A 14,413-nucleotide genomic window follows, 5' to 3' on the forward strand; every position below is an offset into this window, starting at 1 on the left:
GGCAGGCCTCAAAAAACGAATGCGTCGCCCAGCAGCCTGAGGGCATGCCCGAACGGACCGGAGGGGGAATCGGCAAGTCCCGACGTGGTCGCCAATGGCGAAATCGCGGCCTTCGGCGCGGCCGTCTGTTTCGCCGACCCAGGTTCAGCGGTTCGCGTTTTCGCCTGAGCAAGTTCGAGCGTGGCGCGTTGACCGGATGCCTGCGCTGTCGTCGCCGGCATGGCCTCGTCCGGCAAAGGGCGCCCGCCCGGAAGCCCCGGCGGCAACGGCACAGCCGCATGCTTCGCGGCCGCGATCGCCGATGCAGGCAACGGCGGCGGGCTGATCGCCGAAACCCGCGGCCCCGTGTTCTGCGAGCCCGTTACGAAGACGCGTGTCGGCAACGTGAAATTTCGCAACTGCAGAACGTCGAGCGGACCGCCGCCGGCCTCGCTGCGCAATTGCACCTTGAGCGGAATGCCCTGGCTCGTGTCGGGCGTCCAGGTCAGCAGATAGCGCGCGTTGTCCTGCTGTACGACCTTGGCGCGCTCCAGCAACCGAACGAGACCGAAGCGCCCCTGCGAATCGAGTGCGGTGCGCAACCCGCCCTGCTCCGTCTGCCATTCGATATGCGACAGGTTCTCGAGCGATTGTCCCGGCCATTCGAACGGTGTCCACTCCTGCTTCTGGTTGAAGTAATGCAGTTCGCGACCGGACAGCACGAATCGCATATCTGTGACACCCGGCGTCGGCTCGGCCCGCAGTTCGTAACGCACGCGTGCATCGCCGGACGGGAACAGGACCGTCGACGTGCGCGTGAGCTTGTTCAACCCGTTGAGGAACGCCGGATCGATCGTCAATGCCCCGGAATCGGTACCTTGCGAAGCGACCCATCGGTCGCCATGCCGTTCGACGACACCGGCCAGTTGCGATGTCACGAACTGCGCGATCACGCCACTATCCGGACGCATGAACCGCGCCATCTCGGGCAGCGATGCGTCGTTGTCGGAATCCGCAAACGGATAGCGCCCACCGAACGTCTTGTTCCAGTCGGCGAGGATCGCGGTGCGCCAGATCTCGTTCAGGCTCGAAGCGGCCGGTTGCACGATGACCTGCCACGACTGATCGAACGGCGCGCGGAACAGTGCGCCGAAGCCTGACCACTGTTCACCGAGGCTCGCGGCGACACGGCTCGCGTAATCGCGGCTGTCGGCGATATCGGACGTCTTGCCCTGCAGCACGGATTGCGCGGCCAGACGTGCGATCGCATCCGGGTCCGGACTGGAGACGATCTGCGATGTCTTCAGGCGCATCGCCGTGACCCGCTCCAGATAGCGTGCCAGGCTCAGGTCGCCGGTTGCTGCAGGCGGTGTGCTCCCCTTGCCGCCGGATGGTGCTCGGGAAGCGAGATCGCTACCGGTCAGACGCAGGATCGGGCCGAATGCGGCGGCAAGCGGCGCAAGCTGAGGTTTTACCTGCTTCGACGGGTCCTTTTCGTCCGTGCCGACCAACTGCTGCGCCTTGCTGATCAGCGTATCGGACAGCGACTGTGCGTTGGCTCCCGTGCCTGCCTGATAGACGATCGCATTCATCAACGCGACGAGCGGCGAGCGTTGCGGATCGCCCAGCAGCGTCAACTGGTCGGCCGTGGCCGACAGCGTCGGGGCGGGTTGCCAGCGCAGGCTGTTGAGGAAGAGCGTCCATGCTCGCGCATAGTCGTCGAAATAGCGCTGGCGCAGTTCAGCTTTCAATGTCGAGGGTGACGCGTTGGCAACCTTGGTGTCGGAAAGCACCCAGTCGCTTGCCACATCACGTTGCTCGCCGGCCTCGTCGATGGCCTTCGAGATTCGCTCTTCCCATGCAGCACGTGTGAATACACCGGGTACGGTCGCGGTCGTGCCGAACAGGCCACGGCTCGTTGCGCTGCCGGCAGAGGATTGCGACGCCGCGTCGCCGAGCAGCGTCGCGAGTGATAGCGGCGGGTATTTCGGTGTCGCTTCGTCGATGATCTGCTGGTGGATCGCGTCTCCTGAGTTCTGGATGCCTCGGACACCGATGATCGTCTGGCGGGTTGACGCGATCAGGTTGTTATCGGGGACAATCGCCAGCGCGACTTGACTGGATGCGGCGCCACGGCCAACGTGATTCGCGAAGAACGCGATCGCTTGCTGACGCAAGTCCTCCCAACTGCCCTTCGACAGTTGTGAATTGGTCGGGCGTTCGGGTGCTGACGTCGCAGCGAGTTGCGGTATCAGGAATGCAGCTGTCGCCCGCTCGGGTTTGGCCAGCATCATGTAGGTCTTGAGCGTGTCGTAAGCGGCCTGTACCTGAGCATCGCCGCCACTGGCGATTTCCACGTCGGACAGGGACGCGAGCTGATGCAGCCTCGCTTCGAGCTTCTGGCGGATCGGGCCGACGAGGACGCGGGTTGCGGCTTCGGCGTAGTAGGGCCAAAGGGCGCCGAGTAGCGCGTGGTCGCGGTTCAGGCCGAAACGGGTAGCCAAAGGCGCACCGCTACGCTGATGGATTTCGAGCGTGTCCATTTGCCTGTCGAGATCAACAAGCGTTTGCAGCGACTGCGTCGGGTTTAGGGGACCGGTGAGCTTCGCGACCGTATCCGTTGCGCTTCCGATCGTTGCGCGGTTGGCGAAGCCGGATAGCATCGTGCCGGCAAACCAGCACCCGATCAGGGCAGTCGTCAGCCAGGCTGCCGTGGTCGACAAAGAAAAGCCGTTACGGCGACCGTGAACCTTGCGGCTGTGGTCGGCGATGGTTTGCCAGATGGTTCGGTGTTGAGGATTGCCGGGCGTATCGTCGTCGTTCTCGGGATCGGAACCCAGTGGCATTACGTCACGTTCCTTGAACAGCGGCGCAAACATCAGACCGTGGACCGCATGCCTCCAGACGTTGGATTCGGCAGTTTTCTGTACCAGATTCGATAGTGCATCGTGCAGCCTCGAAACATGCTGAGACAGTTCCGCAGGATAATGATCACGGGCATCCGCCGCGAGACGTACAACACCCGCATCCGCGAGGTTGTCGACGAGGCTTCGCAGCGATGCATCGATCGTCGCTCCATTCATCCGCGTGTTGGCCCACGTCAGGCCAATGGCTTCATCCGCATCCGGCCACTCGCTACCGAAATCCGTAACGTTCAAAAAATAGGCAGGCGCGGCCCAGCGCAGTGCACGCGCGTGGCGCGCAAGACGTGTCGCGAGCTCCTCCGTGTCGAACGGGGTATTCGCGGCACTACGGTCCCGTGTCACAGTTACGATCGCGTCGACCGGGCGACGGCGTCGCAGACGGCGGACTTGATCGAGCCAATCGGTGTCGAGCTGGTCGCGAATCTGGTTTGCGTGCAACACAACCGTGTTACCGAGAACGACGTACCCGGTCTCGGCGAGTTCGGGGGCGAGACGCTTGACCAGGGGGGTGTCGCCGGCAACGAGCAACCAGCGGTCACGGTAGCGCCAGCGCCAGCCGTGACGGTCACGCAGGAGGTCGCGAAGCGCCGCAGCGGGATTGACCTGTTGTGATGAATCGTCCGAATCGTCGCGCTCAGCAGATTCGGCGCGTTTTCCTGCATCGAAACGAGCAAACCATCTGAACGCCCTCAGCGCTGCAATTTTCAGCAATACCCATTCGAAAAACTTGGCCGCCACGATCGCCACCAGAAACGCGCATGTCAAGGAAAGCTCAGCGATGATCCGGGTCTCAAGCGACCACCCACGACGAGGCCCCTCTACCCACACGGCGAGACTGAGCGCAAGAAATATGATGAGGGCCGCGATACCGATGAAGAAACCGGCCGACCGGGTTTTGCTTTCATTCTTGTTGTCGTTCATGTCTGCTTTCTGCACATGAGGGCGATCAGTTCTTGACCTTCGCCACAAAGCACCAATTGCGGATCGCCCGTAGTTCGAGCCCTTTCCGCGGCAAGGGCCACGGCCAACCACGGCCCTGCGCCCGAACAGTCGCCCACTGACGTCTCGAGTTCGATCCAGCGTGCCTCGTCCGGCAATGACGCGGCTTGTCGGACGCAACTGATACCGTCGCCGATCAGACCGTGCGTCCATACCGTGCGTAGACGATCGGATGACGACTGTCCCGACCGGGCAGCAAGCTCGAGCGTCATGGCAGGGGCTTCAGGCGAGCCCTGGGCCGGTCGATGTAAAAGGAGTCCGGTGGCCATGGACGGTGACGCAAGGCGTGGGCGTCCAACCAGAAGGGCGACGCCCGCCTCCGCAACGCCGTTAGACAAGACGGCACTGATTGCGTCACGAAGCTCAATCGCTATCAGAAGGTAGGCGCTTTGGGCGTCCCGGTTGTCGTGCCATGCATCCGTTCTGAAGACGGTGAGCGCTGGGTCGCTGGCACTGATATCCACTTGCAATGCAGGTACTCGTTCAGCGAGTAATTCCTGTATTTGAGTTTCGACGACCTCGGCCTTCAGCCTCGATCGATGACATAGTTCGACGTGGAGCCTCACTCCCTGCGGCAAGGCCCGGAGCTGGGGCAGCAGGTTGTCTATCAAGCGCTTGAGCAACCATGCACACACGGCATGATGGCGGGCATGTTCCGTGAGTTCGTTACCCGGATAAAAATGGACATCGGGAAGAGTGAGCCAGCGTGCGTTGACTTTTCTATCTGCCACCGCGCCGCTTTGTCGCAACATCGTCCCTTCGGCCCCCATCAGTATCTGTTTGAGCGAGTTTTCCGAATCATTCGTGGAGACGCACCAGGTATGGCCCAGGATCGCCAAAGGTCTGGCTGCCATTGCATGGCACGACTGCTCCGCGTCATCGCTAACGCGATTCGTCGCAATCGCTTGATTGCGGCAGGCATAGCCGTATCCGAGCCACGCGAACAGCAGGAATGCCCAGGCCAGAAATGGGTAACCCACGACGCAGAACCAGAACCACAACGTGTTCATAGGTCGGTCCGTCGGCCAGAGCGTGATCGTCAGCCCTGCTCCCACTCCCATCACGAGGACAAACAGGATTGTCCAGACGATCATCGAAACCCGGGGGGCAGCCGGTACATTCACGCGCGGCGGCACACGATTGAAATCGATAGGCATCGCTTACCGGACCCACGCTCCGCAGGACGAAGCAATCAGGACGGCTCCACAGCGTGTGTGATCACCGTCTCGCGACAGCGGTATCGTGCCGTCCTTCATCCTGAAGCTGCCTTCGACGATTTCGTTGTCGCCGTGGATCGGGCATGAGACTTTGTCGCCAATGCGAGCAGCCCGGCGCCCCTTCACTTTGATGCGATCCGAGCCGGTCAAGATCTTGCCGCCGTGGCTCGTTGCGTCACCTTCGTATACGAGATTTTTCATTTAAATAGAATGCAAGGTCATTAAAATTCGACACCCTTCCAAATCAACACAATCAACCACCTCCAAACACCACAACATCAAATCATCATAAAAATTTAACCTAGCGAAGATCAGACTATTCAACCCAAACACAAAATCATGCGACATCCTATCAATAGACTCACAACAAAGTTATACCAGCCCAACAGCTGGCAATTTTCTATATGAGAAACATACTCCGACGCACTAGCAATTTCCGACGAAGATTCGCCCCTCTCACCAGCGACCTCCTCGACAAGACACCAATTATTTTTCTTATTACCCCATTCACAAATGCGCCCAAATATCTACCCCTCGACCGAATCAACTACCATCAATTGCCACCTGACGCGAATTCTTAACTTTACACATTGCCACTGCACTACATTCATCAAACTTAGCCACGCTATACGTCAATATCCTCTTTAGCGTTGGCGAGTAGTAGTTGATCAGCAACCATGAACCACCCACATTATCTTCATATACAAACCTCCCCGGTATGGCGCCGCCCTCGAAATATCCGACGAGAACAGTTTGGTTGCCGCCGGCCACGGCATATGTTGAACAACCGACCAACACATACAAAGATCCGCTAACAAGAATTTTTATGAAAAATTACATATCCGATGAATATTTAAAATATCCAACCACCCTTCCGCACCAAGCAAATCACCAACACTCTAAATATTAAAATCAAAGCATAAACCAATAAATACAGATGAAAATAGCGCACCCATTTAACACAAAAACCACCTCGATATTTTTAAGCCTCCACAACAACAATCCACGACGAACAACCACTCCATCCTTGGCATCCCTCACACATCATCACCTAGCACAAAAATCAATGTCCGAGCAATTAATCCATTTAACCAGTCGACTCCCACCCTTCGTCATAAACTCTATTTTCCAAAACTGCAAATCAGACGAAACCTCTATTAATCTCACGTAGTCACCCTTAACCACGTAGATGCGACTTGCTTGCACACTTGACGGGCTATCGTACAAAAATGCCCTCCCGACCACGATCTTTCTCTCACCGGAATGACGCGCCGGAAGATCTTCCCTACGCAATTCGGCATGAATTGGACCGTAATAATCACCACCCCTCGGTTTCTCAATAACATTCCATAGCAACCGATTATTAATCATCGTTATTTCAGCCACCCCACCAGATGCCCCAAAAAATGAATAAAATCCTACAATTGCCTTATTTTTACCCCCCGAGATTCGACCGCTGATGTTGAGCTCATTGTCTGGACTACAATCGATCCTATTTCCATTCTGAGTGATAAAGCAATATCTGCCACGGACATTTCCCATCCTGTCCTCGTCAATTGTGACAGTGAACGTGGAGTACGGTTTACTTTGTCCAACGACCACCTCCGTGAATACCCATCGCCCCGAAAAATTCCGATCCGTTGCAAACGCAGAGATAGATACCAGTGCCGAAAGGGCAATTGAAAGCTGAAGAAGCAACCTTACCCTCATATCTAAATCTCCACACCAAGACAATCATTTACTCGATTCAGCCAACCTTTTAAATTCTCAAGCTGAGTCGAGTCATTGACAGTTAGATTCGTATAGTATTGACGACGAATTTCCGCAATATCCTGCAGCAAAGCATCTTGATCGGAAACATCATTTAGAGCCCCTACGGTTTCCCCTCCCATTCCGCCGTCTACAGTGACATTTCCGCCATATTTCCCGTTAATCAACTTTTGAATCTGCTTTGCCGCCCCGCCAGACGTAATCGTCCAGTCATACACCATCAACGCGACGCGCAAATCCTTAAATTTGCAGAAGCCCTTCGGCTTCCAGTACCTTTTTACATATATTGTCTCGGCCTGCTCATCTGTCAAATTTTTTAGATTTTCGAGAGTAGGCTCAATGCCCAAATCTTCCATAGCATAGGCTTGCCAAGTGTTCCACGCAATTCCGTGATTGGTCGCCCCGCCCTTGTCATTCTTTCTATTCGAATACCCACCCTCATGGCGAAGAATAATTGGTGATATTTTTTTAAATTTTTTAGCACAATCACACTCTTCAAAAAAATTTCCAGCGATCGCGATCGGATTGATGTGGTAAACATTCGTTTCAGGTAAACCCTGAATTTTGGCCTTCACCTCATCCCACCACGCGAGCTTCTCGATCCGCGTCTGTTCTTCCTCATGCTGCGGCTTCGGGCCCGTCCGCTTTTCCAACTCAACAATCAACTGCTTCCACTTTGACGGATTTGCCCACTCGCTCTCGTGCTTGACGATCAACCGCGACGCCGCTTGCATTAACCATGGATATCCTTCCCGTTCGGTCTTCGACAACGTACAAAGTTCGACAGCCGCGCGGCTACCATCGCCTTTCGTAAACAGTGCGTCGTACACCTTGAGCATCAGCGGGCTAAGCTTCGAACGCGAAGCGAGATCCGGCACATTTGCGCCGCTCGCGTAATCAACCCACGCTTGGGTCTCCGCAAAGATCGTATGTGCGGGATCATGCGCATCCGAAACACACTGAAAGTCGATCCACTTTTGTGCGAATTCCCGTGTGACCCGCCCCCCTCCTGGGTGGTTAAAGTCACACACCCAACCCTCGATCGGCTGCCCTAGTTCGTTCACGCCATCAACGTGCCACCAACTCACGGAGAAACCTGGATCGGGATTCGGACGAGGCTCCGGCACGCGTCGTTTCGAATCACGCGCTAACTCGGCGAGCGAATACACTTGCACGCGGTCGGTTTTTCTCGATTGCGGATCCGCGCCCTGTACAAATTTGTTGTCCGCCGCACGCTGATACAGCACCGTGCCCGGCTCAATTCGCAAAATGGTTGGATCGGAAGGGAGCCCTAGCGCTGTCCAGTCTTCCTTGCGCGGACCGTGTTGGTTGACCCATGTGCGCCCTTGCTCGACGAACGACTCGATGCTGTCGTCGCAAAAGACCTCGATGTGCGCAATTCGAGCACCCGAACTACGTTGATTCAACGAATCGTATCGCCCCAGATGCCCGATCAGGTCCCCCGCCTTGATTGGAATGCCAGGGGTGTCGCCAGGCTTGGCCTGTTCCGTTACCACCACAACCTGATCGAACAATGTGTCCTCGACCGTCTCCTCGGCGACAGGCCCACCGTTTTCCTGTCCGAGAAAAACCCACCCGCCGATCGCACTCGACGGCTCGACATATGCCCCCGCTTCCTGCGGATACAGCGACGACCCATAGAGATCCGTCAGCTGCCCCCACGGTTTCCCGTTCTTCATCTCAATCTTCCCGATGCCGACATTGGCTCCCTCGGGAAGGATGCCAATAGCTACTACACCGTTCGGAGTCTTGCGAACTCGCAGCCCCTGCTGCGTCGGATCGGGAGCCTGACCGCTTTTGCCCGACACTGACTTATCCTGCGCATACTGTGTCACCAGCCATTGCCGCGGCCAATACGACGGCTTCTCCCGTTTCGGGAAATTGGCGTAGTCCTCCCAGGACATCAGGTGCATGTACAAGCTGTAGAACGTCAGCTTCGTGTCCCTTGGGAACTCCATCGTATGCCGAACCAACGCGAAGCCCGTGCTGTACGGCGCCTCGTACGGCGATCCGTTATCGATCGCTGCAATCTTGCTGACTGGATAGGTCTTGTTGGCGCGATACGCGATCAGCACGCCGTCGGCGATACAGCGCAATCCTCCGTCGAGGTCCAGCGACTGCCCCGCGCCAGCCTCCGTGACATGAATTCCGCCGTGCCACATCCCGTTGCTGCTCGCGAGATATGTCCCGGACGGCTCATGCTCGGCCAGCATCCGATAGATGTCGTGCTCATCGGTGAATCGCGTCGAAGCATCGGACCTGCCGTTCCCTTTGCGCAAAAACGGAAATGCAAACGACACTTGCTTCAGAGCAGGCTTGGCGGGCGTCGGTGTGGGTGTGGGTGTGGGTTTGCGCGACGCCGGTTGCTTCGGCGTTTTCTTGGGTGCTGATTTGGTCGCCATAATCAGGCTTACTCCGAGAATCCGAAATTCAATGTGCTCTTTACGTCATTGAGCGGCGCTGCGGACCACGTCGGGAATTTGAAACTCCCGCCGTCGGCGTCGTTCACTGTCAGATTGCCTCTCAGCTCGATCTCGCCCGCAGGACTCCCAAGAACGATCTTTCCGCCTGACAGCTTGATATAGGCACCCGAGCCGTCACCGATCGTGACGCCTTTTCGCCCGGTTATCGTGATTTCACCGTCCGACGAACTCATCTGCATGTCCCGCATCGCCATCAGTTCCATGCCGTCGCCTTGCGCCTGAATCTGGACCTTGCCCTTTGCTGCGAAGAGTCGAATCCCGAGCTTCGCCGCAAGGAACGAAATCGCCTCACCGGCCGCCACCGTGATTCGCTTCATTACGCCGAGATCGAATCCGTCGCCCGCTGTGACGAACATCTGCCTGCGTGCAGCGACCTGAACGTGCTGCCCACTTGCGATGCCAACACCTTCGGGTGCACTCGCAACAATGACGGGCTTCTGGAGACGGCTTAGCTTCTTCTCGATGAGCTCACGTTGCTGGTTGGCCTCGGCTTGTAGTGCCTTTGCAACGCTCGCGGCATCATTGAGCGAACGCAGAATTTCTTCAGCCTGCGCGAACGTTGCATCCGCGTCTTGCATCGCAAGCTGCTCGCCGGCCCCACCTGGTTGTGCCTCGGCCGATACGAGCACGCCGTCTGCTGCCCGAATCGACGCGTGTCCATCGGTAGCGAGTTCGGCCCCCTTTCCGCGCGCCTTACGATCGGTGTCCACCATGAACCCCAGATTCAACTGGCTTGCCCGGAACGGCGTTATCAGGTGGACATGCTCGTTGCCCTCCTTATCCTCCATCCGCAACTCATTCTGCGCAGCCGTCCGAATAAGGTTCCGCGTATGGTTCAGGTTGTTGACCAGATCCGGATGCACGCTGTCATGCATCGCCCCGATGATCACCGGCCGGTTCGGATCGCCATCCGTATGGACGATCGCCACCTCCGCCCCATCGATCAACGGAAAGTGATGCCCGTAGTTGTCACCGCTATAGGGCTTCGCAAACCGCACCGGCCGGCTCGTCCCACCCGGGCTCCATTCATCGAGATCGAACGGCAGCTTGATCACGTACCAGCCCTGTTCGGTCAGATACGCATACTTGTAATTGCCCGGCGACGTAATCCGCGCCGGCAAAATCCCGTCGACCACCGGCCGCGAAACCGAAGCCAGCGACGTGCGCCATACCCGATCCGACGGAATCCCCTCGAACGCCACCCAGTACGCCTCGTTCCGCCCGCCGTGCGACTCGACCGACGTGACGAACACCCCGTGCTTCGCGTCGGCCGGCTTCGGCTCGACCCGCATCACCTCGCCGGCTTCGAGCCAGAACGGATTGCCCGTCCCCTTGAACGCAATCTGATCGGCCAGATACGCTTCATGTCTCAACCGAGCAACCCGCTTCCCCTCTTCGGGCGTCTCGTAATGCTCGCCCCAGCGGTAATCGACGGCATTCGTTGTCTTGTCGTCGCGCGCCGTGTTTTCCTCGACCAGCAGCGATACCCCGGCCTGCCGATGGTTGTAGTCATGCAGCCGCACGGCCTCCGGCACACGCTTCATCTCTCGCCCGAGCGTCTTGATCGCATCGGCGCCGACACTTTCGAGCCCCGAGTCACGCCGATACGGCACCGTGCGCTGCTTGCGCGCATACGCATCTAGATCGTCGCCGAACACGACCACCGCGCGATCCTTCTTCTGCTCCCAGCGAAACCAGATCCCCGCTTCTGCACAAATCCGCTGAATGAAGGCAAACGTCGTCTCGTGATATTGCGTCACGTATTCACGACGCTTGTACTGCCCGCGCAACTGGAACTGGAAATCGACACCCGCGCGATACCCGTAGTGCCGCAGCGTGTCGGTCACGATCTCCTCGACAGACTGCTTCTGAAACAGCCGGCTGGTCACGCCACGATCGAGATCCGCCAGCGTCGGTTCCAGCACGACCCGGTAGCGCGTTTCGTCCGCCGACGTCTCGAGCTCGTCGAACTGCGTGATGACGCCATGCACCGTATACGCCGCCGGCTTTGCACTGAACTGCGCAGCGTTCTCCCCGAACATCTTCCGCAGGTAATCCATGTCCGGATCGACCGGATCGGCAACGAACTTCGCCGGCCGACCCAGCACCTGGTCCATCGGAATTCCCGCCATCGGGCTTGTGAATTCGATCTCGTACCGATAAAGCTGGCTCACCCGATCAAGCCCGGTGAACTTCAGGATCGAGAATGGCGCCGGATGCGGCGACAGCTTCAATTCATAAGCCTGCGTAGGCAAAATCATCGACATCGACTCTCTCGGTTGCGCAACCACACGACACCGCCGGGGCAACCATCGTCACCCCGGCGGCTCACGATCAAACGTCAGATCAGTTCTTGGCCTTCGGCATCTGCGACACGAGCGACAGCCCGATATCCATCCCTTCGACCTGGAAGTGCGGGACGATGAACAGCTTGATCCGGAAGAAGCCCGGGTTGTCCTCGATATCCTCGACCGTGACCTTCGCCTCGCGCAGCGGATGCGACGCCTGCAACTCGTCGCCCGGATCCTTCATCTCGGTCACGAGCCCCTTGATCCAGTTGTTCAGCTCGAGTTCGAGCAGACGACGATCCTTGGTCGTGCCGATGTTCTCGCGCTGGATCAGCTTCAGGTAGTGCGCGATGCGCGACAGCAGGAAGATGTACGGCAGCCGTGCATTGATGCGGCTGTTCGCGGTCGCTTCCTTGGTCTCGTACAACGCAGGCTTCTGCGCCGAGTTCGCGGAGAAGAAGCACGCAAAGTCGTGGTTCTTGTAGAACGACAACGGAATGAAACCGAGATTCGCGAACTCGAACTCGCGCGTTTCCGGGATCAGCACCTCGGTCGGGATCTTCGGCTGGTAGCCGGTGCCGAGGTCGTACAGGTGGACCGGCAGATCCTCGACCTTGCCGCCCGCCTGCGGCCCGCGGATCTGCACGCCCCAGCCGTTGCTCACGAAGCTGCGCACCATGTTCGCCGCGAACGCGAACGACGCATTCATCCACAGGTACTTGTCGTGATCGGGGCCCTTGACGGCCTCCTCGTAATTGAACGCCCGCACCGGTGCCGTGTCCTTGCCGTACGGCAGACGGCCGAGCACGCGCGGCATCGTCAGGCCCACGTAACGGGCGTCGTCGGTATCGCGGAAGCTCTTCCACTTGATGTATTCGGCGCGATCGAAGTAGTTGCCGATGTCCTGGATCGCCGCGACTTCCTCCATCGACTGCTTGCCGAAGAACGCCGGACCGACCGAGCCGATGAACGGCATGTGCGCCGCGGCCGCCACCTTCGAAATGTTGCGCAGCAGTGCGACGTCCATCGGCGAATTCGCGAACTCGAAGTCGCTGATCATCGCGCTGATCGGCTGGCCCCCCGGCGTGTCGTATTCCTCGATGTACGTCAGGCGGTACAAGCCGCTCTGGATGAGTTCCGGCGTATCCTCGAAGTCGCGCTGCAGCGCATCCTTCGATACGTCCAGCACTTCGATGCGCGCGTTCTTGCGGAAATCGGTACGGCTCACGAGCATCTTCAGGCCGCGCCAGCGCGCTTCGAGCGCCTGGAATTCCGACGTATGCATCACGGCGTCGAGCTGGCGGCCGATCTGCCGGTCGATCTGGCCGATATGGAAGTCGAGCAGCGATTTGTCGAGGCGGTCCACCGGCTGGCTCGCCTTTGCGACGAGTTCGAGGAACGCGCCCATGCCGCGTGCGATCCGTTCGTCGGCCGATGCCTCGGACAGCATGTCGTTGTCGCGGAACGCCTCGAGCGGTCGCGCTTCACTGATCGGTTTCAGGTTGATCTTGCTGCACAGCGACGCATAGACGCTGTCGATATCCCCGTGCGGGGCGTCCAGCACGACGGTCTCGGTCGCGCCGCTCTGCTGGGTTTCAGTGGGTTTCATCTCGGGTCCTGTCTGCGATCGAATCGCTACGATGTTGCGGAATGCGCTGAACGCGCGTTTTGCCCAGCGGCGTTCACGCATGCCCTTCCGGCTGCGTCGCGGCGGTCGCGATCTGCGCGAGCTCGCCGCGCAGCTTCGCGGACAGGCGATCGTCCTTCAGCACCTTCTCGAACTCGCGGCGGAACATGCCGTTGTCGAGCAGATTCGATTTCAGGTCGCGCAGCAGATTGCGCATCGCGAGAAGCGCCTGGAGTTCGGGAATCTGGCGCGCCACCTGCTCGGGCTCGAAATCCTTGATCGACCGGAACGACAGGTTGACGGGCAGTTCCGAACCGTCGCCGGCCAGCGTGTTGTCCGCGGCGATCTTGAGATCCGGCGCGTAGTCGGCCAGCACCGCATCGAAGTTGTTCTTGTCGATGTTTACCTTCTTGCGCTCGGCCAGCGGCGCCTGTTCGCGCCCGGCGCTGAAGTCGCCCGCCACCAGCAGCTTCAGGGGCAGCTCGACCTTCTTCTGCGCCCCGCCCGTATGCAGATCGAGGGTGATCGACACCCGGCTCTTCGGGATCTCTCGCTGAAAGCTATCCAATTCGTTCTCCTTATCTCAGGAAGCTTGAAGACTCCGCGACACGCACCCACGACCACGGATGCTCCGTCGTCCGCATCGCCCATGCCGAACCCCGCAACGTGCATCGACGGACGACCGAGTCGGATATTCGCGGCCCGATATCCGACTCAGGCGGCAGAAAATATCACGGCCTTTATCAACGAGTAAACCCGAAACATAAAAAATCTGAAATTAACGACGCGGCAATTTTTCGAGCATAAGACTTGTCCTACTTTCACGCGATCTCTCGACGCACGCTACGGCGCCATGACGCCACCCGCAAACGATATCAAAATAATCCTTAAATTCATCCTATCTATATGATTTTTATGCGATAAATTTCACACAAAGGCTAGGCATAATCTTAATAAAAAAACTGCACCTCATGATTCGACACATGAAAACCAAACCCACCGAATCAATCTCACAATAAATACCCATTTATCTCAAATTAATCGACACGATTTTCAACAAATTCGAATAAACCGGGGTATACGAAATCGCAAAACGATGTATAGA

At 58.1% G+C, this 14,413-nt stretch carries 7 protein-coding genes; all 7 read right to left on the minus strand.

What is annotated here, in order from left to right:
- Positions 1–8: 8 nt before the first annotated feature.
- Positions 9–3,824, minus strand: coding sequence for an ImcF-related family protein (locus CFB45_RS26490; RefSeq protein ID WP_089428092.1), 3,816 nt, complete (start codon positions 3,822–3,824; stop codon positions 9–11).
- Positions 3,821–5,059 carry a hypothetical protein gene (locus tag CFB45_RS26495; protein WP_089428093.1) on the minus strand — a complete coding sequence of 413 codons (1,239 nt, stop codon included), beginning with the start codon at positions 5,057–5,059 and terminating at the stop codon, positions 3,821–3,823. The genes CFB45_RS26490 and CFB45_RS26495 overlap by 4 nt, the downstream gene beginning before the upstream one ends.
- Before the next feature lie 3 nt (positions 5,060–5,062).
- Positions 5,063–5,320, minus strand: a complete 258-nt coding sequence (locus tag CFB45_RS26500) for a PAAR domain-containing protein (protein ID WP_089428094.1) — start codon at positions 5,318–5,320, stop codon at positions 5,063–5,065.
- 1,511 nt (positions 5,321–6,831) lie between these two features.
- Entirely contained in the window at positions 6,832–9,312 is a 2,481-nt protein-coding gene (locus tag CFB45_RS26510; protein ID WP_218828875.1) for a glycoside hydrolase family 108 protein, read from the minus strand.
- A gap of 8 nt (positions 9,313–9,320) precedes the next feature.
- Entirely contained in the window at positions 9,321–11,660 is a 2,340-nt protein-coding gene (locus CFB45_RS26515) for a type VI secretion system Vgr family protein (RefSeq protein ID WP_089428095.1), read from the minus strand.
- 79 nt (positions 11,661–11,739) lie between these two features.
- Positions 11,740–13,290: a type VI secretion system contractile sheath large subunit gene (tssC, locus tag CFB45_RS26520; RefSeq protein ID WP_089428096.1), complete on the minus strand. Its 1,551-nt coding sequence runs from the start codon at positions 13,288–13,290 to the stop codon at positions 11,740–11,742.
- A gap of 73 nt (positions 13,291–13,363) precedes the next feature.
- Positions 13,364–13,876, minus strand: a complete 513-nt coding sequence (gene tssB / locus CFB45_RS26525) for a type VI secretion system contractile sheath small subunit (protein WP_089428097.1) — start codon at positions 13,874–13,876, stop codon at positions 13,364–13,366.
- Positions 13,877–14,413: the final 537 nt, after the last annotated feature.

Source organism: Burkholderia sp. HI2500, from assembly GCF_002223055.1.
Taxonomy (GTDB): domain Bacteria; phylum Pseudomonadota; class Gammaproteobacteria; order Burkholderiales; family Burkholderiaceae; genus Burkholderia.